Origin of the sequence: Corynebacterium ulcerans (assembly GCF_000767685.1) — a bacterium.
In the GTDB taxonomy this organism is placed as follows: domain Bacteria; phylum Actinomycetota; class Actinomycetes; order Mycobacteriales; family Mycobacteriaceae; genus Corynebacterium; species Corynebacterium ulcerans.
On the sequence record NZ_CP009622.1, the window covers coordinates 1,239,280 to 1,260,463 of the forward strand.

The 21,184-nt window shown below is 51.5% G+C and carries 20 protein-coding genes and 1 tRNA gene; 8 read left to right on the forward strand and 13 right to left on the reverse strand.

Features of this window, described 5'->3' with window-relative positions:
• Window positions 1-40: 40 nt before the first annotated feature.
• Entirely contained in the window at window positions 41-1,153 is a 1,113-nt protein-coding gene (locus CULFRC11_RS05635) for a quinone-dependent dihydroorotate dehydrogenase (RefSeq protein WP_038620555.1), read from the forward strand.
• A gap of 22 nt (window positions 1,154-1,175) precedes the next feature.
• Here CULFRC11_RS05635 and CULFRC11_RS05640 read toward each other — a convergent pair whose 3' ends face one another.
• From CULFRC11_RS05640 to dhaK, 6 genes are all read right to left on the reverse strand, one after another.
• On the reverse strand, window positions 1,176-1,409 hold the full coding sequence (locus CULFRC11_RS05640) for a hypothetical protein (protein ID WP_013911491.1): 234 nt from the start codon (window positions 1,407-1,409) through the stop codon (window positions 1,176-1,178).
• A gap of 203 nt (window positions 1,410-1,612) precedes the next feature.
• Complete coding sequence (locus CULFRC11_RS05645; RefSeq protein WP_013911492.1) at window positions 1,613-2,008, reverse strand: hypothetical protein; 396 nt, start codon at window positions 2,006-2,008, stop codon at window positions 1,613-1,615.
• Window positions 2,001-2,537: a YbhB/YbcL family Raf kinase inhibitor-like protein gene (locus tag CULFRC11_RS05650; protein WP_013911493.1), complete on the reverse strand. Its 537-nt coding sequence runs from the start codon at window positions 2,535-2,537 to the stop codon at window positions 2,001-2,003. The genes CULFRC11_RS05645 and CULFRC11_RS05650 overlap by 8 nt, the downstream gene beginning before the upstream one ends.
• A gap of 116 nt (window positions 2,538-2,653) precedes the next feature.
• Window positions 2,654-3,331, reverse strand: coding sequence for a dihydroxyacetone kinase phosphoryl donor subunit DhaM (gene dhaM, locus CULFRC11_RS05655; protein WP_023635705.1), 678 nt, complete (start codon window positions 3,329-3,331; stop codon window positions 2,654-2,656).
• Entirely contained in the window at window positions 3,328-3,975 is a 648-nt protein-coding gene (gene dhaL, locus CULFRC11_RS05660; RefSeq protein ID WP_013911495.1) for a dihydroxyacetone kinase subunit DhaL, read from the reverse strand. The genes dhaM and dhaL overlap by 4 nt, the downstream gene beginning before the upstream one ends.
• Before the next feature lie 2 nt (window positions 3,976-3,977).
• On the reverse strand, window positions 3,978-4,979 hold the full coding sequence (gene dhaK, locus CULFRC11_RS05665) for a dihydroxyacetone kinase subunit DhaK (RefSeq protein WP_038620558.1): 1,002 nt from the start codon (window positions 4,977-4,979) through the stop codon (window positions 3,978-3,980).
• Window positions 4,980-5,357: 378 nt separating this feature from the next.
• On the opposite strand from dhaK, the gene CULFRC11_RS05670 reads away from it, so the two are divergent.
• From CULFRC11_RS05670 to CULFRC11_RS05685, 4 genes are all read left to right on the forward strand, one after another.
• Window positions 5,358-5,443 (forward strand) — tRNA-Leu (locus tag CULFRC11_RS05670).
• A 262-nt stretch (window positions 5,444-5,705) separates the two neighbouring features.
• Window positions 5,706-7,355, forward strand: a complete 1,650-nt coding sequence (locus tag CULFRC11_RS05675; protein ID WP_038620561.1) for an ABC-F family ATP-binding cassette domain-containing protein — start codon at window positions 5,706-5,708, stop codon at window positions 7,353-7,355.
• A gap of 48 nt (window positions 7,356-7,403) precedes the next feature.
• Complete coding sequence (locus CULFRC11_RS05680; RefSeq protein ID WP_023635708.1) at window positions 7,404-8,357, forward strand: DNA glycosylase AlkZ-like family protein; 954 nt, start codon at window positions 7,404-7,406, stop codon at window positions 8,355-8,357.
• A 19-nt stretch (window positions 8,358-8,376) separates the two neighbouring features.
• The gene (locus CULFRC11_RS05685) at window positions 8,377-9,849 is read left to right on the forward strand and encodes an SDR family NAD(P)-dependent oxidoreductase (RefSeq protein ID WP_023635709.1); all 1,473 of its coding nucleotides are present in this window, start codon (window positions 8,377-8,379) and stop codon (window positions 9,847-9,849) included.
• Window positions 9,850-9,858: 9 nt separating this feature from the next.
• Here CULFRC11_RS05685 and meaB read toward each other — a convergent pair whose 3' ends face one another.
• The 3 genes from meaB to CULFRC11_RS05700 form a co-directional block, all read right to left on the reverse strand.
• Window positions 9,859-10,962, reverse strand: coding sequence for a methylmalonyl Co-A mutase-associated GTPase MeaB (gene meaB / locus CULFRC11_RS05690; RefSeq protein ID WP_023635710.1), 1,104 nt, complete (start codon window positions 10,960-10,962; stop codon window positions 9,859-9,861).
• Between the two features lie 76 nt (window positions 10,963-11,038).
• The gene (scpA, locus tag CULFRC11_RS05695; RefSeq protein WP_023635711.1) at window positions 11,039-13,246 is read right to left on the reverse strand and encodes a methylmalonyl-CoA mutase; all 2,208 of its coding nucleotides are present in this window, start codon (window positions 13,244-13,246) and stop codon (window positions 11,039-11,041) included.
• Window positions 13,247-13,251: 5 nt separating this feature from the next.
• On the reverse strand, window positions 13,252-15,063 hold the full coding sequence (locus tag CULFRC11_RS05700; RefSeq protein WP_038620564.1) for a methylmalonyl-CoA mutase family protein: 1,812 nt from the start codon (window positions 15,061-15,063) through the stop codon (window positions 13,252-13,254).
• A 225-nt stretch (window positions 15,064-15,288) separates the two neighbouring features.
• Between CULFRC11_RS05700 and CULFRC11_RS05705 the strand changes: the two genes are divergently transcribed.
• Together CULFRC11_RS05705 and CULFRC11_RS05710 are read left to right on the forward strand one after the other, a co-directional pair.
• On the forward strand, window positions 15,289-15,990 hold the full coding sequence (locus CULFRC11_RS05705) for a TVP38/TMEM64 family protein (RefSeq protein WP_023635713.1): 702 nt from the start codon (window positions 15,289-15,291) through the stop codon (window positions 15,988-15,990).
• An 88-nt stretch (window positions 15,991-16,078) separates the two neighbouring features.
• Complete coding sequence (locus tag CULFRC11_RS05710; protein WP_013911504.1) at window positions 16,079-16,651, forward strand: hypothetical protein; 573 nt, start codon at window positions 16,079-16,081, stop codon at window positions 16,649-16,651.
• Window positions 16,652-16,720: 69 nt separating this feature from the next.
• On the opposite strand, the gene CULFRC11_RS05715 is transcribed toward CULFRC11_RS05710, so the two are convergent.
• The 3 genes from CULFRC11_RS05715 to CULFRC11_RS05725 are packed head-to-tail and all read right to left on the reverse strand — an operon-like array spanning window position 16,721 to window position 19,254.
• Entirely contained in the window at window positions 16,721-17,932 is a 1,212-nt protein-coding gene (locus tag CULFRC11_RS05715; RefSeq protein WP_013911505.1) for an SPFH domain-containing protein, read from the reverse strand.
• A complete protein-coding gene (locus tag CULFRC11_RS05720; RefSeq protein ID WP_031270292.1) occupies window positions 17,933-18,361 on the reverse strand; it encodes an NfeD family protein in 429 nt (142 codons plus the stop codon).
• 50 nt (window positions 18,362-18,411) lie between these two features.
• On the reverse strand, window positions 18,412-19,254 hold the full coding sequence (locus tag CULFRC11_RS05725) for a DUF3097 domain-containing protein (RefSeq protein WP_023635715.1): 843 nt from the start codon (window positions 19,252-19,254) through the stop codon (window positions 18,412-18,414).
• Window positions 19,255-19,287: 33 nt separating this feature from the next.
• On the opposite strand from CULFRC11_RS05725, the gene CULFRC11_RS05730 reads away from it, so the two are divergent.
• Window positions 19,288-20,061 carry an Rv1486c family protein gene (locus CULFRC11_RS05730; RefSeq protein WP_023635716.1) on the forward strand — a complete coding sequence of 258 codons (774 nt, stop codon included), beginning with the start codon at window positions 19,288-19,290 and terminating at the stop codon, window positions 20,059-20,061.
• Here CULFRC11_RS05730 and CULFRC11_RS05735 read toward each other — a convergent pair.
• Entirely contained in the window at window positions 20,043-21,173 is a 1,131-nt protein-coding gene (locus CULFRC11_RS05735) for a ferrochelatase (RefSeq protein WP_038620568.1), read from the reverse strand. The two genes, CULFRC11_RS05730 and CULFRC11_RS05735, sit on opposite strands and share 19 nt — an antisense overlap.
• Window positions 21,174-21,184 lie beyond the last annotated feature (11 nt).

Sequence of the window (21,184 nt, forward strand, 5' to 3'; positions counted from 1 at the left end):
TTTTCATCCCCTCTTGACCAAAAGAAAGCTCATTTGATCCATGTCGATCCCTCAGCATCCACTCCGTACGAAGATGTACAACCTCGCGCTCAAAGGAATGTTTACGATGCCCCCTGAGCGTATCCATGGCATCATCAGCAAGGGAATGAACGTTCTGCAGGTTGCCGGCCCTATCAACACGGCTCTGGGAAAAATTGTGGCCGTTGACGATCCAATATTGTCGCAGGAAGTCTTTGGCACCGTGTTTCCCCGCCCATTAGGTCTTGCTGCGGGCTTTGACAAAGACGGAGATGCCCCCGATGCATGGGCTGCTGTGGGATTTGGATACGCAGAGTTGGGAACTGTGACTGCATCGCCTCAGCCTGGAAACCCTACGCCGCGTCTTTTCCGTCTACCCGCAGACAAAGCCATCCTCAACCGCATGGGTTTTAACAACGCGGGTGCGGCTCAGGTAGCTGGAAATCTACGCCGCCGTACTTCTGAAGACGTTATCGGCATTAATATTGGCAAAACTAAAGTGGTGCCGGCGGAAAAAGCGATAGACGATTACCGCAGATCAGCCGCCTTACTTGGCGATCTCGCAGACTACCTTGTGGTCAATGTGTCATCTCCCAACACACCAGGACTAAGAGACCTACAGGCGGTTGATTCACTGCGCCCTATTTTAAAAGCCGTGCAGGAAACAACGTCTACCCCTGTGCTAGTTAAAATTGCCCCGGATCTAGGTGCCGATGATATCGATGCCGTTGCAGACCTTGCTGTTGAACTAGGGCTAGACGGAATCGTAGCAACGAACACCACCATCTCTAGAGAGGGGCTGGTCACCCCAACGCGCACTGTTGAAGATATGGGCGCAGGTGGTATTTCTGGCGCACCTCTGGCAGAACGTTCATTGTATGTGCTTCGACAGCTCTACGCCCGAGTTGGAAAAGACCTAGTCCTTATCGGTGTTGGTGGAATATCGACTCCCCAGCAAGCTTGGGAAAGAATTGCCGCAGGCGCAACCTTATTGCAAGGTTATACGGGACTTATTTACGGTGGCCCTGATTGGATCCGGGATATACATCTTGGGATAGCTGCGCAATTGCGTGCTCATGGACTAAGCAATATTGCTGAAGCCGTAGGTTCAGAGCTTCCATGGACTCTTGACTGAAGAACACTTACCAACCGGCGAGTTATTCATAATCAACAGTAGTAATCATTCCTAGACGGCGGCGTTTTCTTAAACGCCCCGCGATCAAGAGCACAGCACCGGATACTGCAAAAAATAACGCCCCTATGCACAACACCATAGGGCCGTTATTCTCAGTGAAGTCGTGAGCAGTAGCTTTCTTGAACCACCACGCACCAACAAACATAATTCCACTCACAATTTCGCAGAGGATTCCTGCGATTGTCCGCCCTCGCATCAGTCTGACCCTTCGCGTTGTCCGTGGCAATGGTACATGACAGTAAAACACGACGTTATCCTGCCTATTAATTGAATGATAACTAAGCATTAATACTGACGCAGTGTTTTGCCATGGAGGAAGAGAAAAAGAAACTAATCTTTCACTTTTCCTCCCCCAGATTGATGGAGTTTGTATCTATAACAGGGCTAAGAGACGAAAGCTTACTGCTTTATGGCAGATTGCCTAACTATAAGTCCACACACAAGTGCTAAGGACCCATAAATAGGTAACCAATACTGCTCCCACACGACTATCGGTTCGGGGCTTAAAAAACGACCGACTACCACAAGCACCAACGCCACGATAAGCGCCCCTACTTGTAGCCGCGATGCAGCCTGGTCCTTCCGGATCGTGGCAAATCCGCCAAATACTCCTGCAGCGATAACGATTAAAAGAAAACGGGCGGTTACTGCCACAGGTTCCATCCACCCTACGGTCGCTACTTGAACGAACGTGAAGATAAATAAGACAAACGCAATGGCTACGAAAGCACCTCCAACCCGTAGTCCTATCGGAATACTAGGATTTGTGGGCTGATGTGCTGAGGCCTTAGACATTTTCGTACCAGCCCCAGTACACCGCTCGAGCAATTGAATGGAAATACAGGTTAAAGCCCAGAACAGTCGGCGTTGCATCGGCTGAAACATCAAGGGTCTCTACGTCTACTGCATGCACCGCAAAAAGATAACGATGTGGGCCGTGACCTGCGGGAGGGTTTGGCCCATAATAGCCACGAATACCTGAGTCACCCTTGAGCGTTATTACGTTTTCAATACTCCCAAGGACTTCGTCTCCTGCACCCTGAGCAAGCTCGCTAACAGTAACTGGAATATTAAAGACAGCCCAGTGCCAAAAACCTGAAGCGGTTGGGGCATCAGGATCAAAACACGTAATAGCCAGAGATTTTGTACCTTCAGGCAAATCTGACCATGAGAACTGTGGCGACAGCCCTTCTTCCGCCAAATGAATCTCCGGGATCTTTTCCCCTTCTCCAAAGGACGTGGAACTCAGAGGAAAAGACGGAAGATCTTTCAAAGGAGCATAGGGGTCAGGGCCAGGGAAACGGGAATCTACATAGGTACTCATGTGGTCATTTTTACCTGAACATTTGTCTCACGGCCATGAAAGCTGTCTCTATTTATAGTTTAGAGAACCCTCGCACACCTGAGCTGACCCCAGCGGCGTCGATAAGCGTGAATGTTTTAATCCAATCCCCGCTCTATAGCTTCTGCAATAGCATCGATAAACGCGCGATCCGCGGGCGCACCCGAAACCGTAACAGTTTCACCCTGGCGGATACCAAGAGACATAAGCAGCAAAGATGATGCAGCATCTGCCCCGTTCACGTGTATATTCCCTTCAGCTTCTGACGCGATCTCAGAGATGATAGAAGCAGGACGAGCATGCAAACCGGCTGCATCAACGACGGTAACCTGACGTCCATATTCTCCCGATGGTATCGGCTCTTTAACAGAAGCAACGGGCTCTGATGCAAACAAGGAAACCGCAGAGGAGGCAGCCTTGATGACTTCATCCAAAGAATCACCCTGTTGCGCCGCAGTCGCAGCGGCAACTGTGCCTTCTACAAAGGGGACGTTAACAAAAGCCACGGGCTGATCATCGTAAAAGTCCAGTAGGGTCTCTACCGTCATCGTTGCCGAACCCAAGTCAGTGAGAATAAGGACCTCAAGTCCCTTATGTAAAAGTCCATCGACTGATCTTTCCACCAGGTCATAGGAAGTACCTATTCCACCATCGTCGCGCCCACCTGCCGGAACAATGGCTACGTCAGCAGCCATTTGCTGGGCAAGTTCACACAGCCCTGCAGCTAAGGAGGCCGAATGGGAGACAAGGACAAGCCCCACTTTTTGTGTGCTCATGAAGCTACCGACTCCTTTGCAGCATCTGCCGCGGCCCTGAGGAATAATGCGGAAGATGTCGCGCCGGGGTCTTTGTGCCCTGCAGAGCGTTCTCCCAGGTAGGAAGCCCGGCCCTTGGTAGCGATCATGGGGATAGTCGATTCAGCTCCTTGTTCAGCAGATTCAGCTGCACGAATAAGCACCTCAGTAGCTGTGGCTCCACCATTCACTGCGTCTCTTGCGGCGCTGGCAGCGGGGCTCCATGCGTCAACCATGGTCTTTTCCCCTACGGCGGCTTTACCGCGAGCTGTGACGCCTTCCAAAGCGCCCTCGATAAGGCCTGCTACGGCTTCAGCATCTAGCTTCTCTTTTCCTTTAATCGCTTTCGAGGCTCTCAGAAAAGCGGTTCCCAGCAATGGCCCTGAAGCTCCGCCGACGGTGGAGATCAACGTAGCAGCGGTGATTTTGAGCACCTCAGAAGGCGTAGTCACATCTTGACCATCTAGTTTTTCCAGGACAGCGCTAAACCCGCGATCGACATTTTCTCCATGATCCGCATCGCCAATAGCACGATCAAGCTCTATCAACTCGTCGCGGTGTTCTTTTGCAGAGATGGCGCATCGGTTAATCCAATCGCTAGCCCAATCAACAGTAAGAAAATGCATGGTTATATTCCTTTACGGTAAGCAACAGTATTGACGGGAGCGTCGAAAAGCTTTAATGCTTCCTCATCAACCCTCATCAAGGTGACCGATGCTCCTTGCATGTCAAGGCTTGTCACGTAGTTGCCAACAAGCGCACGCTCCACAACGATCCCAGCCTCATCCAGGCGTTCTTGGACCCGCCTGTAGACAACATAAAGTTCTGATGAAGGAGTCCCTCCCATGCCGTTGACTAGGGCAATGACACGTTCTCCATGACAGAGCTGAAGATCGTGGATGATGGGATCTATAAGCTGATCAGTGATTGCATCAGCATTGCTCATCGGAACTTTTCGTCGCCCCGGTTCCCCATGAATGCCAACCCCGATTTCAATCTCGTTTTCCTCAAGATCAAACGATGGTTTTCCTACGTGAGGTACCGTGCAAGCCGATAGCGCAACCCCCATGGAAGCAACATTTTCTACTGCTTTTTTAGCCACAGCAGCGACTTCTTCCAGCGAATCCCCACGTTCAGCTGCTGCTCCAGCAAGCTTTTCCACCAACATAGTACCGGCCACCCCACGACGGCCTGCAGTATAAAGAGAATCCTCAACGGCTACATCGTCGTCCACGATTACCTGAACAACCTCTATATCGTCGAACTCTGCAAGTTCTGCGGCCGTATCAAAATTCAAAACGTCGCCTGTGTAATTTTTAACGATGTACACCACACCCGCCCCACGGTGAACTGCCTTTGTGGCTTCCACGATGGGATCTGGCGTTGGAGAAGTAAAGACCGGTCCCGGTATCGCAGCATCGAGCATTCCTTCTCCGACAAAACCGGCATGCAGTGGCTCATGGCCGGAGCCGCCACCAGATATAAGAGCTACTTTCCCCTCTTGTTTTAGCTGCGCACGCGTGATGTATAAGGGATCGCTGTGTGCCGAAACTATGTCTTTGTGAGCGGCAGCAAATCCATCGATGGTTTCTTGGACAACCTTTCGAGGATCATTAACAAGCTTTTTCATAGACCCAACCTTTCGCAGATAAAAAGCTGATCGCATCGCTCACAGGCCCTTACGCAAGCGACAGCACCAATGCATATATTGCCAATGCAATGGTTTTATGTGTTCGACTGTACGGATTTTTAATCTCGTTGTGTTGTGATCTAAATCGCGGGAAAGTTACGAGCACTTTTGTCCATGTAAAAATTCAGCTCTGATGCAGTCCCCGAAAAGCAATCAAGGGGCGAAAGATGCATGGCATAACGGACGCACTGAAGTGAAATGCTTCAAGCACATACGCGCACATGCCTTTTACCTATTATGACCTGCCGATTTGCCTATCTGTTGACTCACTCATATAGTTAAGCGAGTCAACAGCCAAGCGGCTGGAAACACTACCCGGCCCGGGTGGCGGAATGGCAGACGCGCTAGCTTGAGGTGCTAGTGTCCTACTAACGGACGTGGGGGTTCAAGTCCCCCCTCGGGCACAAATAGTTAATGTGCTTTAACGGAGGTAACAAACTCGAAAGGGATTGTTACCTCCGTTTTGCTTTACTATTTCACCTTGTTACTCATCTCGCCGGACACGGCCCGGATGGTAGCACCACAGGTATATTGTGGCCTAAGCTAGTGCCATCCACTCTAAGTCGAATAAAACGAATGTGTGAGGTTATCGTTTCGATGTTGATCTGATCTCTACTCAGCTGAGCTGAGACGTTTACACCGTTGCCCTGCTCTTGGAGATCAACTATGGCTTCTGTCGAACTCACCGACGTTACTTTTGCGTATACTTCGCGTCCCCTTCTTAACCATGTTTCTTTGCATATCGGCGCTGGCGAGCGTGCCTGTCTCGTAGGACCTAATGGCTGCGGGAAAACTACCCTCCTGCAACTTATCACTGGAGAAATCACTCCAGATAACGGGAAAATCATTATGCACCCGGCAAACGACGCCAGGCGGTCACATGCATTTAATTTTAAAGTCACTAGGCGGCACACCACCGTCGAAGATTTCTTCAACCATACATTATCTGACCTCTACGCTCTTTCCTCGCGTTTTGACAAGATAACCGCTGCTCTAGCCGACTCCCCCAATGATCCCACGCTAGCAAGCGAATATGACTCTTTGCTCACACAAATGAGCTCTGCAGATGTGTGGTCAATCGATGCACGTATCGATGAAACCCTTGCCGGCCTGGGGCTTCCACAGTTAGCCGGCGCTGGACGGTCACGAGACATTCACTCATTGTCACCAGGACAGCGCGTGCGCCTTGAGCTAACTGCCTTGTTAGTGTCGCGCCCAGATATTTTGGTGCTTGATGAGCCAACAAATCACCTTGATAAGGATGGCAGCAACTTTTTAGTACGGATGCTTATGGAGTGGTCCGGCCCAGTGATATTAGCGAGCCATGACCGTGCCTTTATCAATAAAGTGGCCACGGTCATCTACGACTTAGATATAGCTTCCTGGCAAGCTCTGGCAACAGCCTCAGGGCTAGGCACAATTCCTGGTGCATACAGGTGTCAGGGCAATTACTCTGATTATCTTGTTGCCAAAACCCAGGCACGTGAGGCACATAAACAGTTACACAGCAGTCAACAGGGAGAAAAGCGCTCAATTCAAGCGCACCGAGCCTCCAGCCAGAACATCGCTCAGGGTGGTTCTCATATGAGAACTGCGACAGGCATAGCTCAGAAATTCTACTCGGATCGCGCAGCTTCCACCGCAGCGCGTCGGGTTCGCAATGATGATAGGCGTCTCGACGATCTAAAGAACCGGGAAGTTCGCAAGCTACGCACCTATGACTTGCGTCTAGACTTTGCCGACGCACCGGCACAGACTGGAGTGGCTGTATCTGCGAGAAATGCAATGCTGCTTCACCGCCTGCAAGAAGTCACCTTTGATCTCATGTACGGAGAACATCTGCTTATCACGGGTCCCAATGGAGCAGGAAAATCCACGTTGGTGAATTGGCTTGCTGCTGGTGCCCCACCGGCTACGACTCATAGCGATGCAAACGGCACGATTACACGAGATGATCGGCTAGTACTGATCCCGCAGCGTCTCCCCCAGCAGGGCGATCCTGGTTTCACAGAAACCGTGTGGAACGAAGGTATCGGCCAGATGGGAACCGGAATTATTCATCCCTCTATGTGGAACATCCCCGTGCCAGCGCTGTCTGCGGGCAATCAACGGCGCGCTCAGATAGCTGTTGCAGTCGCTAAACAGCCGGCTATACTCCTCATCGACGAGCCGACTAACTACCTCGACCTCAACACGATCGAAGCCTTTGAAGCCGCAATTTCTGAATGGGCCGGAACTTTAGTGATAGTCAGCCACGACCAATGGCTCATCGACAAATGGCATGGGAAAAGGCTTTGCCTAGGCTCATCAGCATAAGCTGCGTACAATATCGGCCCTGGATTTTAGCAGGTAAGCTTTCTCGTTATGCATGATGAGGAAATCCGCGCACGGCGAATGATTGCCCAGTATCTCAGTCCAAGCGACGCACATCCCCAGCCTGCGTCGCTACAGGACGCAGCCCTCCATATGATGGCTACCCAGGGGCAAAACTATGCCGGAGGATTACAGGGCCTTGCTTTACGCACGGGGGTGCATGAACTTTATACCGGCACGATACAAAGCCATTTAGATGATTGCCTGAAAAACTATGAGGTTATCCGTACTTGGTCACAACGCGGCACGCTCCACTTCCTCCACAAAGATAATGCATGGATTGTAGCCGCTATAGGCAAGCGCGGTTTGGGAACTATTGAGGCTTCCGCTCAGCGTTTTGGGATAACAGAACAAGAATATTCAGAGATCCTCGAACGCACCGTACAGCTGTGTGCTACTCCTCATAGCCGCCAGCAGCTACGAGATCACCTCGGGATTGATTCTGCCCTGTTGTCCAACGTCATGCGTCGTTTAGGCCGTACCGGCGACCTCATCCAAGGTGCCAAAACAGGTAACCATGATACTTTTATCCGCGCCGAGGCGGCCGGCTGCAACGTGAACCAGGACGCAAGCATTGGTACGTTAGTAACCAACTATTTTTCCACTCGCGGTCCAGCTCATATAGCCGATTGTGCGTGGTGGTCTACGTTGCCTAAAACCGTTGTGCGTCGTGAAGCTAGGAAAGCAGTCGACTCCGGCGCTCTGCTAGAAGTATCCCCCGACGTGTTTATGGGGAGCTGGCAAAACGATGTCTCAGACAGCGATATCACTGCCGCTCTGCAACTCCATATCCAGCTGCCTCCCTTTGACGAATACCTGATGTCTTATACTCAGCGCGACGTATTATTCTCCCCGCAGTGCGATCCGCTATCTGTGCTGACAAAAAACGGTATTTCTTGGCCTTTTATGGTTTCAGGAGGCGTGATTATAGGCCGTTCTTCCTAGCGACGATAAAGTAGAGCAAATGACCGACATCGATCCAGATGAGTTGGATATTGCACTACGCGTTTTAAAAGAAGCCGGCGAGTTGCCCCAAGACCACCCTCAGGCTGTCACACTGCATCACGCTGTGAGTAAGCTTTTTAAGACGGTAAAAAAGAATCGCAGGAGCGTCGCAAAGCAGCAAAGAAGGCTTGCCGACGCTCAGGTACTTGCTGCGACTGCAACAGCCAACCCTCGCCGGATTGACGATGAAACAGCAGGCCTTCTTATTGCTCCGAAAGGCCAAAAGCCTATTCCGCTTGAAGTCGGTGCGGTCGCCACACCCCATGGATTTGCTGGAAGACTCAACAAATCGCATAACTGCTATATCTGTAAACAGCCTTATACTTTGGTTGATTCATTCCATCATCAGCTCTGCCCGGACTGCGCTAGTGATAATCGGCAGCGCCGCGAACAGCGCGTAGATCTCACAGGTAGACGAGCCCTCCTGACCGGTGGACGCGCAAAGATCGGCATGTATATAGCGCTTAAATTGCTTCGCGACGGCGCCCATCTGACCATCACTACCCGTTTTCCTAAGGACGCTGTCCGCAGGTTTACCGCAATACCAGACTCCTCCGAGTGGCTTGAGCGCTTGCGCGTCGTCGGGATTGATTTGCGTAACCCGGCACGCGTCGAAGAGCTTGCCGCCATGGTAGGAGAATCCCCGCTAGACATCCTTATCAATAACGCTGCCCAAACCGTTCGGAGATCGCCCGGAGCATATTCGGGGTTGGTATCCGCAGAAGCACAACCGCTTAGCGGGCTGCAGAATGATGTGGCACTGCTTGAGCTGGGTGTTCCAACGAATATCCATCCAGAGTCCTTGAAACGCAAGAAAAACCATCGCAGCCTCACGGACAGCCCCGGAATCCTAGACGCTAACGATGCTCAGAACATAGCGGCATTGGCGATGCGTGCAGGCAATGACTCCCGCGGTGTAGACGCAGGAGGTCTTATCCCCGACCTAGTGAACCATAACTCTTGGGTGGCCAAAGTCGGTGATATAGATCCCGTGGAAATGCTGGAAGTTCAGCTATGCAATGCCACCGCGCCTTTCATCCTCTTGAACAGGCTCCGCCCCGCTTTAGAGGCATCGTCTGCGCGTCGAAAATACGTGGTCAACGTTTCTGCCATGGAGGGAGTTTTTGGCCGAGGATACAAAGGTCCAGGTCATCCTCACACAAACATGGCTAAAGCGGCTCTCAACATGTTGACGCGAACCACGGCCACCGAAATGTTCGAGCACGGTGTCCTAGTAACCGCCGTAGATACCGGGTGGATTACTGACGAGCGCCCGCACACAACAAAGACACGTCTAGCTAACGAAGGCTTCCGAGCACCGCTTGACCTAGTCGACGGTGCTGCCAGGGTCTACGACCCCATCGTCCAAGGCGAAAATGGGGTTGATCTTTATGGCTGCTTCCTCAAAGACTATAGGCCTCATCCCTGGTAGAAGGTCGTGTCAGCGCTCATCTCTACGATCAAAAGCCCGAAGAATCTTTTCTGCGCCGAGAGTTGGCGTTATCTGAGCTTGCCGTAATTGCATCTCTACGAGCTTGCGAACAGAACTAACCTCAGGATCTGCGTTCAATCGCTGCAGCAGCGTCTCGTGCACCATCGACCACATCCATTGGACCTGCTGCTCTCTGCGGGTGTGTTCGAAAGTGCCTGAGTCTAGCATCACCTTATGGTGCTTCTGGACGTGATCCCAGAATTCTTCTACCCCTTCGTGTTCCACTGCAGACATCGTCATAGTTGGAGGGTGCCACAAGTCGCTTTCTTGGCGAACCATCCGCATCGCGGCGCCCAGTTCCCTGGCAGCCCGCTTGGCATTTTTCAGATTGGGGCCATCAGCTTTATTGATTGCGACGAGATCGGCCATTTCCAAGACGCCTTTTTTAATTCCCTGGAGCTGATCCCCAGCACCAGCAAGCGCTAAAAAGGTAAAACAATCCACCATCTGAGAAACAGCTACCTCTGACTGCCCCACGCCCACGGTCTCCACGAGAATGACGTCATAGCCAGCGGCCTCAAAGACCACCATAGATTCCCGGGTAGCTTTGGCCACACCTCCTAGTGTTCCCGCTGACGGCGATGGACGGATAAATGCGTTCTCTTCCCGCGCTAGCTTGGCCATGCGAGTTTTATCGCCAAGAATAGAGCCTCGGGTTTTGGTTGAGGAAGGATCAATAGCTAACACCGCGACTTTATGTCCCTCAGTGATCAGCTTCATCCCGAGAGCTTCAATGAACGTCGACTTTCCGACTCCCGGAACACCAGTGATTCCCACCCGCAATGCTTTTCCGCTAAAGGGCAACAGCCTAACCAGCAGTTCCTGCGCCAGTACGCGGTGTGCTGCAGCAGTCGACTCCAGCAGCGTAATTGCGCGTGACATAAGGGTGCGGTCACACCGACGAACGCCCTCAAAGAGCTCATCCACGTCGATACGGCGGCGGGCACGTTTCACGATCTCTGGAGGAACCGCTGTTGCTTCCCCTAGGTCTGTTCCCGAAGTAGTCATAAGGGAACCTAAGTGATGCTCAAGGTATTCATTGTCCATGGTCATGGCTCATCCTTCCCGTCGAAAACAACGTCACCGGTCGCGCACAAGAGCGACCGGTGACGAGGTTGGCATGATTTAACTAAGCTTCATCGACCTGAAGCTCGATGCCAAGATTTGCTGCCAGCTTAGTCAGCATGTCGATCGCGGCTTCTGCGATAACGGTACCTGGTGGATAAATTGCCACAGCACCGTCGTCGTAAAGCTCTTGGAAGTCACCTGGCGGGATCACACCACCAACAACAATCATGATGTCTTCACGACCGAGTTTTGCTAGTTCTTCCTTCAACGCAGGCACCAAGGTGAGGTGTCCTGCAGCTAGAGACGACACTCCCACGACATGCACGTCGGCATCTACGGCAGCTCGTGCCGCTTCTGCAGGAGTCTGGAAGAGCGGTCCGACGTCAACGTCCATGCCGAGGTCAGCATAAGCAGAAGCAACAACTTTCTGCCCACGATCGTGTCCATCCTGACCCATCTTGGCTATGAAGATACGCGGGCGGCGGCCTTCTTCCGCTTCAAAGGCGTCTGCCATAGCGATAGCCTTATCGACGTTACCCACGGCACCTTCCTTTCCGACTTCTTCCTTATACACGCCAGATAGCGTACGGATTTCTGCCTCATGACGGCCAAAAACGTCTTCAAGTGCGTCCGAGATCTCGCCAATTGAGCATTTTGCGCGAGCACAGTCGACCGCGAGCTTAAGGAGGTTATGATCCAGATCTCCTGGCTCCTTGGTCTCCATACGGGCAGCTTCTGTCAAAGCGTCAAGAGTACGTTTAACTTCGGCCTCATCACGCTCTGCCCGTAACTTAGCTAGCTTCTCAATCTGCTCAGCGCGCACTTTCGTGTTGTCAACCTTGAGGACTTCAATCTGCTCGTCTTCCTCAACAACATACTTGTTCACTCCGATGAGCGCTTGACGCCCGGAGTCAATTCGTGCCTGGGTACGAGCGGCTGATTCCTCAATACGAAGCTTCGGAATTCCCTCGATGGTTGCCTGTGCCATACCACCTGCAGCCTCGACTTCCTCGATGTGAGCACGTGCTCGCTCAGCGAGTTGTTCGGTCAACCATTCGATGTAATAGGAACCGGCCCATGGGTCAACTGGAGCTGTGGTACCAGATTCCTGCTGCAAAAGGAGCTGGGTATTACGCGCGATGCGTGCAGAGAAATCGGTCGGAAGTGCAAGGGCCTCGTCAAGGGCGTTGGTGTGCAACGATTGAGTATGCCCCTGCGTAGCACCCATGGCTTCAACCGCCGTACGGGCCACATTGTTGTACACGTCCTGCGCAGTCAGGGACCAGCCTGAGGTCTGCGAGTGGGTACGCAGAGACTGCGACTTAGGGTTCTTCGGGTCGAATTTGGCAACCAGTTCGCTCCACAAAAGGCGTCCCGCGCGTAGTTTTGCGATCTCCATAAACGTATTCATGGAGATACCCCAGAAGAAGGATAGACGGGGAGCAAACTTGTCTACGTCTAGTCCGACCTCTTTACCCGCACGAATGTATTCGATTCCATCTGCAAGCGTGTAAGCAAGCTCGAGATCTGCCGTAGCACCTGCTTCTTGAATGTGATAGCCGGAAATCGAGATCGAGTTAAACCGTGGCATCTTCATCGAGGTGTACTCGAAAATATTTGAGATGATGCGCATGGACGGCTTCGGAGGATAAATATAGGTGTTACGAACCATGAACTCTTTCAGAATATCGTTCTGAATAGTTCCAGCCAGTTGTTCAGGAGCAACCCCTTGTTCCTCTGCAGTCACGATATAGAAAGCCAGGACTGGAAGAACTGCGCCGTTCATGGTCATGGACACCGAAACTCTGCCGAGGTCGATACCGGCAAATAGTTCTCGCATATCCAGAATCGAGTCAATAGCCACGCCTGCCATACCGACATCACCGACAACGCGCTCATTATCTGAGTCGTAGCCACGGTGAGTAGCTAGGTCAAAAGCAACCGACAGGCCTTTCTGGCCAGCGGCAAGGTTACGGCGATAAAAGGCATTGGATTCCGCAGCTGTGGAAAAGCCCGCGTACTGACGGATTGTCCATGGCTGGTTGGTGTACATGGTGGGATAGGGTCCACGCATAAAAGGAACCATGCCGGGGAAAGAATCCAGCTGGTCAGCCGGAACCGAATCATCACGATCATCGCGATTAAATACCCGCGGGACGTCAATGCCCTCTGGGGTTGTCCATACTTGTTCACGCAAGGAATCAGCGTTATCCGCAGCTTTTGTCTCAGCTGCTGCAGAGTACTCAGCGAAATTTGGGATGGTGGTCATTGTGCTTATGCTCCCAACTTGTCGAGCAGGCTAGTCAACGTAGCGCCTGCGTCGATCTTGAGGTTCAAGTAATCATCCGGCTCAAAATCATGCCCTGGTGAGCCAGCCAGCAAAATGGTCTCAACGCCTGCTTCACGCAATGCAGCAAAAGCTTCTGCACCAGAGGCATCGTATTCTGCGTCTGTTCCGCAGATCACGGCAATAGAAGCCGCGTGTGCTGCCTGCTCAAACTTGGGGGTTCCCGGAGTGACCTGACCGGGGTTGAGCGCCTCAATGCCGCCAGTACCCAATAGGTTGGTGATAAACCCTGTGCGGATGTTGTGCTTAGCCAGCGGGCCTAGTGGAATAAGTGCCGCTGCTGGACGCTTCCCATGGACTTCCATGAACGCATCTGAGCGGTTGCGCAACGCCTCAAACTGTGCGCCCCAGCGACGAACGTGGGTCGGTTCCACACGCAGCTCTGCGGGAAGAGGCGCTTCTGCAAGATTGGGGAACTCGTTAATCGCAGTGATCTTCTTAACACGATGAGCGATATCGTTTCGGATTGCCTCGTGGGACTCATCCAACATGGACGTGAGCACGCCAGATTCGAAAGCTGCGGTGAAACCACCTTGAGCTTCAATCTCAGTGAAAACTTTCCATGCTTTCTCGGCGATTTCCGAGGTGAGTTTTTCCACGTAGTAGCTACCGCCAGCAGGATCGATAACATGGCCTAGGTGGGACTCTTCTAGAAGAAGCAGGTTGGTGTTACGCGCGATACGGTGCGCAAACGAGCGAGAAATCTTGGGAAGCCCGCCGGGGATTGCCCAGTCAAAACACAGCACCTCAACATCATGAGCACCGCCAACGCCGCCGGCAAAAGCAGCGACCGTTGAACGCAGCATATTGACCCATGGATCACGCTGAGAAAACATAACTGGAGCAGTCAAGGCGTGGAGCGGTGCGCTACCGTGTTCTGCCGCGCCGACGATTTCCGCAACTCGTGCCCACAGGGTACGTGCAGCGCGCAGCTTAGAGATCTGCGCAAACTGGTCATCGGTGACCGCATATCGGAAGGACAACTGATCAAGTGCGTCAGCAACATTCAGGCCTGCTGCGGTAAGCTCCCTGAGATACTGAGCGCCAGCGGCAAGGGCCAAACCGATTTCTTGTGCATCCGTAGCACTCTGGTTAGCGAAAGAAACGGCATCAATCAGGATGGCACGAGTATTCTTGCGTTCTGTTGCGCCGACGGCCAAAGACACCGCAGTGGGTAGGTCAACCGAGGCAGATCCATCGACCCAAGAAGAAAGCGGAGAAGCTCCCAGCTCGATCAGCTTGGGATCAGCATCTTGGGCGTCGATAAGCTTATAAAGTTCCTCTGCCGCACTGGCAGTGGCCTCGCCTGAGTTAAGTCGAACCGGAGCGTACTGAAAGAGCACTCCCTTCAACAGCTTTTCGACGCCCTCAGCGCCGTAAATAACGATGTCAGTCGTACCGTTATCGAGCGCAGATAAAAGTTGCTCATTCGAAGCGGAGGGACCGAAAGACTCGGTCACTCCCCAGCCAACGCCTTCCTCAGCGCCTGCGCCGCGTGCGCCGCGAGTGAACGGGAAGACTCCAGGAAGAGTGACTTCAGCGAGCTCATCAACGCGGTTATACAGCGGGTTAACGTTAATTCCGTCATAGGTTGTACGAATCAGCTTTTTCCAGATATCAAGCGGAATATCGGCAACGTCTTGCTTACGTACTCGGGCAAAAACCTTGGCAACAGCCTTGTACCAAGCCTGCTGTTGGGCTTCAAATTCTTCGGTTTGGGCGAATCGTGTGTCAGTCACGAGTGGGACCCACTCCCCTCACATTTGTGGAACTCGAGTCTTACCCTTGTGCAAGGATAAGATTCCACGCTCCGTTTGTGTCTTGAGTTGATATGTCGTGGCGCTGGGCACCAGATCATTTAAAGCACCTAATGCCTCACAACAAGCTCTAAGTGTAGTCTGCATCAATTCTTTTCTGTGGGCTTTTTCCCGAATGGGTGGAATCGGGCATTAAGGTAAACCCTCGTGAACAGTTTTTTTAACTTTGCTTGGGGCATTTTTCGTGATGGATTAAACACTATTAGGTCATGGAGCATGGCTAAAAAAATAGGTGTTTTTGCACTAGGTGTGGCTTTTATTCTTATTACGATTCTCATGGATGTTCCCAGTGTGGAAACACTAAGGGCCTGGGCCAATGATGCAGGTAGCGCCTTTGTGATTTTGTTCGCTTTTCTCTATATCGGAATCACTCAGTTTCCGATTCCACGTACTCTCCTTACTTTGTCCGCGGGGGTTCTCTTTGGCGCCATCAAAGGGATCATCATTGCACTTACATGTACAACAATCTCTGCAGTCATCTCTCTGCTTATCATCCGCAAACTATTAGGCGAATGGATGGCACCAAGGCTCACTCATCCAGCAGTCTCTGGAATTAACCAACGTCTGCGTCAGCGGGGATGGCTCGCTGTCGCTTCATTGCGTATGATCGCCGGCGTTCCCTTTTCCATCATGAATTATGTGGCTGCTCTAACCGCCGTTCCCCCTCTTGGTTTCGCTCTAGCGACACTCGTAGGTTCTGCACCAGGCACTATCGTTGTCGTTATTCTCGGAGACTCCATCCTGCGTGGTGCAGATGCAAAAATTCTTCTATTCTCAGCTTCTCTTGCATTGTTAGGCATTCTGGGGTTACTTATCGATGCCCGCATGCCAGTTAAAACGCGCCGGTAGATAGACTATGCTCGTATCCATATAGTTTTACAGGGGAAGGTCATCTTCCTCTTAACCTTCATTTATTTTTAGTGTATAAGGAAGTATCTTGTTCGCTATCCATGCGCGATACCGTGGACGAGAGCGTCGACGCGCTCAGTTCGTTCAACAGTCCGCACGAGCGTTAAGCACGCTAAAAGGAGTGGATGAGTTTACGGTTGTTGGCGTAGAAGACATAGCGTCAGTTATCACAACAGCCGAGGCCGCCTGTGACACAGTCATGGCACTCATCGCCGGGGGCGACTGGGCAATAGGAATAGGCGTGCTTGATTCGCCTACCGCGACCCGAGACGATGCTCTTGTTCTCGCTGCTACGGCGTTAGGTAATAGCGCCCGCGGTGGCACCATCAAAGCAAAGGTCAAGCACGATAAAAACTGGGCAGATTCTATTCAATCAGCCTTTTCTTTGCTCAACTATGTTCTCTCACGCCGGACCCCCGAAGGCAGAGAAGCGACAAGTCTCATGCGTTCGGGATTTAACCAAAACGAAGCCGCAGCAGAACTTGGTATATCCAAGCAGGCAATGAGCCAGCGATTGCAGGCTGCTGGCTGGCAAGCAGAACTCTCCGGATACCGACTAGCCATCCAGATCCTTAAACGAGCAAATCGCGAAAACGCATAAAGAAACCTCGGAATCAAAGAAAAGCCGTTACCTTCTGATGTTGAAGATAACGGCTTAATTTCATTGCGCCTATGCGAAAGCTTCTGGGTTTCCTAACATTAAATCATCAGTCTGATTTAGCGTTTTCTGCTCAATCGCAGGCTGTGCGCTAGCTTTTTCTTTTGAGGAAGAACCCGTAACGCTCGTAGGTTCATCCACAGGTTTGTTTGCCACCGCTTTTGCAGCTGCTACTGCGGCCTCGATTTCCGGATTGGATGAGGCCTTAAACCAATCCTCATGATCATCTTCCTCTGCCACGTCAAGGCTGCGTTGATCTACCTCGCTACTTTCATAACGGAAAACTCCGTCATCATCTTTCTTGGCTAAAGCTTTAGCAAACTGTTCAAGGGAATCACCGAACTGACTCGGGATCATCCACATAGTCGATGCTTTGCCCTCAGCAAGCTTAGGGAGCTTTTCCAGGTACTGGTAGGCCAAGACCTCAGGAGTCACCTGAGCTGATTTAATTGCAGCGTTAACTTTTTGGATTGCTCGTGCTTCACCTTGAGCTTCCAAATACCTTGCTGCCCTGTCTCCTTCAGCTCGCAAAATAGTAGCTTCGCGCTCGGCTTCAGCCGCCAAAATCGCCGCGTGCTTTTCACCCTCTGCAGCAAGAATTTTAGCTTGCTTCTCGCCTTCCGCAGTACGAATATCTGACTCACGGCGCCCCTCTGCAGTCAAAATCATGGCGCGCTTTTCTCGGTCAGCTTTCATCTGCATTTCCATCGACTGCTGGATCGATGGTGGCGGATCAATCGCTTTGAGCTCGACTCGGCTAATACGCAGACCCCATTTGGTCGTAGCAGCGTCTAATTCACCGCGCAGCCTACGGTTAATAACCTCGCGTGACGTTAAAGTCTCTTCCAGGGTCATACCGCCTACTACGTCGCGAAGCGTAGCTACTGAGATTTGCTCAACACCGACAATGTAATTGTCCACTCCATAGATAGCACGAGCAGCATCATTGATTTGGAATGTCACTACCGTATCAATGGCAACTGTCAGGTTATCTTGCGTGATCACTGCCTGAGGTGGAAAAGAAACAACTCTCTCCCTTGTATCCACTTTTGCCCGAACGCGATCAATGAAGGGAACAAGAAGGCTCACGCCACCAGAAACCGTCTTTGTATAACGCCCAAGCCGCTCGATAACAGCTGCCTCACCTTGAGGAATAATGACGATTGATTTTGCGATGACTAGAGCCACAAAGACCACCACCACCGCTAAAAAAATAAAAGACACCTATGATTCCTTCCAGACGACTGCTGTCGCACCGTCAATTTCTATTACTGTGACCGATTGCCCCGGCTCAAAATGATGCCCCGGGTCAAGACTCCGCGCAGACCATATAGATCCGTCGAATCGAATCTGTCCGCCCTCTCCCGTTATCGGTTCGAGAACCTCAGCTGCGGATCCGATGAGGGCGCGCGCGGATGTATCCAACGCAGCAGGCTTGTAAAGCCTCTTTTTAAGAGCTGGTTTAAGGATAAAAAGAAAGGCGATAGATGTAGTGGCAAAGGTAGTCGCTTCCACCCAAAGGGGTGCGTCTGCAAGGCCAACTGCGGCTGCAGCTAAAGCCCCAAGCCCGAGCATGAGAAAGGTCAACTCACCGGCAAGCAACTCTAAGCCAATGAGTGAGATACCTGCGATTAACCAAATCAAAGCTGCCACGCCACCATCATACTGAAAAACACTGTGCAATCGGTTGAAAATTTTAAGGACTACACAAGATCTTCTTTGCTTAACTCTGGGGTGGTCACAAAGTCAACAAGCCTTTCAACTGCACCGATGAGTGAAGAATCCACATCCCGAAAAGAACTCACTGCGTTATAAACGCGATTCCACCCCTCTTTAGGATCACTCCACCCCACGCGCCGACAAACTCCAGTTTTCCAGTCTTCCCCGTAAGGTACTTCTGGCCAGGCACGTAGCCCGAGCCGTTCAGGCTTCACTGCAGCCCAAATATCTATAAAAGGGTGCCCCGTAACCAGTACATGAGGACCAACAGACGAGGTCAGGCGCATTTCTTTAGAACCTGTGACCAAGTGATCCGCTAAAACGCCAACTCGGCGTCCGTGTTGCGGCTGAAATTCATCCAAACGCTCGGGAAGATTATCTAGCCCTTCAAGGTATTCAACAACTACTCCTTCCACGCGGAGATCATGCCCCCAGATTTTCTCCACAATTGCTGCGTCGTGAATACCTTCCACCCAGATCCTTGAAGGTGCAGCTACCTTGGCTTCTACATTGTGTACGCGTCTCGACCCCGAATTAGACCTTTGTTGTGACGCTTTAGGTACATAACGAGTCAATGAAACTCTTTGTCCATCGATCATGAATGCACCTTCGCGCATTTTGAAAATGCGTTCTCTCCCGTGCCTGTCTTCAAGCCGGATGAAGTCGCCGTCATAAGTGCGCTCAAAATTAACGACAGCACCTACAAAACCATCAGCCATTACTTCTACGACGAGACCCGGCTCCGCCGGTATCTGAGGAAAAGACGGTCGTTTCTGGCGAGAATGCCCGTTAAGAATATTCCCGGAATAAGGGTCAGCAAAGCTCATAGACCTAGAGTATTCGCTAAACTCGCTTCAGTTATGAACATCCGCACACATGTCTATTCACCGCTGCAAAATACAGCGTTATGGATCGCTGCATGGCTCTATGGTCATGAGTCCTATGATGACACCGAACAGGCCCTTAACGACCTTGAAGGACCACATCGCCTAGGAGACGGAGACATTGGGTTCTTTGAATTAGCCCAAACTCTGAGAACAATCACCAGACCACTACTACATGCATCCTCTGGAGACCCCATACTCAGAATCGCTCTCGACGGCCCTGGGACGCCTGTTGGTCTGCCTGCGCATCATGAAGCGACAGCTTGGGCCCAACGTGCTGGAGGCGCAATCGTTGTCCCAGGGAATTTATCAACTCACACTCATATCTTGGTTCCACGTTGGAAAGAAACCAATGGGTTTACTACGTGGGAATCTTTTACGACCTCCGATCCCCTTCCTGCGTCTTCATATTTAACTCCAGGAGATGCTGATCGTTTGTTGACCCAGGCAACCAGGACTGCCGCCGAACTGATTCAATCGAGCGGTATGCGTAATTCTGAGTTAGCCGACCCACGACTCACCGTTGGACTACTCAACGATTTTTATGAAACCCCCGGGCTTCCCAATGCTATCGCGCCGAGAGCTGCAAAACTCATTGCGCGGGCAGACCGAGTAACGGCGATTGTAGAGACCGTGACCAGTGTTTTAGGTGATCATTCTTTTGATCAACAACTATTAAGCTTGGGCAAGCACATACGAGAAGCTCGGATGACAGCTGTTAGTTATGCGATTCATGAATGGGGTCGTTGAGCAGGTTGACAGCACTGGGGTGCGCAGGCCGCTCCATTAAAAGAACAGCCTCTCGACGGAACCGTCCCAAGATGTTGAGCAGAAGCCGGGTTGAGAGTCTCCTGAACAAGCTGGACAACCATCGATGCAAATGCGCTGGTGTGTCCAACGGTTTGCGCCCTGACGATCTTGACCCCGAGCTTCTCCGCCTCGACTTGTAGCTCGTTATCTAAATCCCAGACCACTTCCATATGATCTGAGATGAAACCGATAGCAGAGACAACTACTTTGCGTATGCCTTGGGAATGAAGGTCGATAATGTGATCTACAATATCCGGGTCAAGCCAAGGAATTTTTCCGTTTCCCGAAGCCGACTGCCACACCACATCATATTCTTGAACTCCGAGTCGATCAGCAACAAGGCGCGAGGCTTCAGCAACCTGACGAGAATAAAGATTTCCATCAGTAATCGTGCCTGAAGTTTCATCAGCTATCAGCGGGATGGAATGGGCAGTAAAAACAAGCCTTATCCCCTGTTTTTCTCCTTCTTCAGCGTTTACTCCAAAGTGCTCAAAGGCCTGCTGTACAACTTCGACTTCTTCATTAATAAAATCGGGGTGATCAAAAAACTGGCGGACCTTTAAAAACTCCAACTGAGGAAGTCCCCTGGCGTCGAGATGCTGGTTTAACTTAATCAGGTCTTCCCCATACTGGCGGCAGCCTGAATAGCCGCCCCACGCGGAAGTCGCAAACACTACAATCTTGCGATGACCTGCCCTCGATATTTCCTCAGCAACATCATTGGCATAGGGATGCCAATTTCTATTACCAAAGTAAACCGGGATAGCTAAATTCTGCTCCTTCAACTCAGATTCAATGTTGGCCACAATCTCACGATTAAGCCGATTAAGAGGGCTTACTCCATCAAAAGGATGATAGTGAACAGCAACTTCCTCCAGCCTTTCACGTGGTATACCGCGGCCACGTGTGACATTTTCCAAGAAAGGTAGCACCTGTTCAGGCCCTTCTGGTCCCCCAAAAGATAGGACCAGCACAGCATCAACATCCCTTAAATTCCATGCAGGTAATGAATGAAGAGCTTTTGATCGGTACACGCTATCAAAGTCGGCCATGCGCAAAGCCT

Coding starts and splice junctions, on each gene's coding strand:
- CULFRC11_RS05635 (WP_038620555.1), top strand. CDS start 41: ATGTCGATCCCTCAGCATCCACTCCGTACGAAGATGTACAACCTCGCG.
- CULFRC11_RS05640 (WP_013911491.1), bottom strand. CDS start 1,409: ATGCGAGGGCGGACAATCGCAGGAATCCTCTGCGAAATTGTGAGTGGA.
- CULFRC11_RS05645 (WP_013911492.1), bottom strand. CDS start 2,008: ATGTCTAAGGCCTCAGCACATCAGCCCACAAATCCTAGTATTCCGATA.
- CULFRC11_RS05650 (WP_013911493.1), bottom strand. CDS start 2,537: ATGAGTACCTATGTAGATTCCCGTTTCCCTGGCCCTGACCCCTATGCT.
- dhaM (WP_023635705.1), bottom strand. CDS start 3,331: ATGAGCACACAAAAAGTGGGGCTTGTCCTTGTCTCCCATTCGGCCTCC.
- dhaL (WP_013911495.1), bottom strand. CDS start 3,975: ATGCATTTTCTTACTGTTGATTGGGCTAGCGATTGGATTAACCGATGC.
- dhaK (WP_038620558.1), bottom strand. CDS start 4,979: ATGAAAAAGCTTGTTAATGATCCTCGAAAGGTTGTCCAAGAAACCATC.
- CULFRC11_RS05675 (WP_038620561.1), top strand. CDS start 5,706: ATGGCTTCTGTCGAACTCACCGACGTTACTTTTGCGTATACTTCGCGT.
- CULFRC11_RS05680 (WP_023635708.1), top strand. CDS start 7,404: ATGCATGATGAGGAAATCCGCGCACGGCGAATGATTGCCCAGTATCTC.
- CULFRC11_RS05685 (WP_023635709.1), top strand. CDS start 8,377: ATGACCGACATCGATCCAGATGAGTTGGATATTGCACTACGCGTTTTA.
- meaB (WP_023635710.1), bottom strand. CDS start 10,962: ATGACCATGGACAATGAATACCTTGAGCATCACTTAGGTTCCCTTATG.
- scpA (WP_023635711.1), bottom strand. CDS start 13,246: ATGACCACCATCCCAAATTTCGCTGAGTACTCTGCAGCAGCTGAGACA.
- CULFRC11_RS05725 (WP_023635715.1), bottom strand. CDS start 19,254: ATGAGCTTTGCTGACCCTTATTCCGGGAATATTCTTAACGGGCATTCT.
- CULFRC11_RS05730 (WP_023635716.1), top strand. CDS start 19,288: ATGAACATCCGCACACATGTCTATTCACCGCTGCAAAATACAGCGTTA.
- CULFRC11_RS05735 (WP_038620568.1), bottom strand. CDS start 21,173: ATGGCCGACTTTGATAGCGTGTACCGATCAAAAGCTCTTCATTCATTA.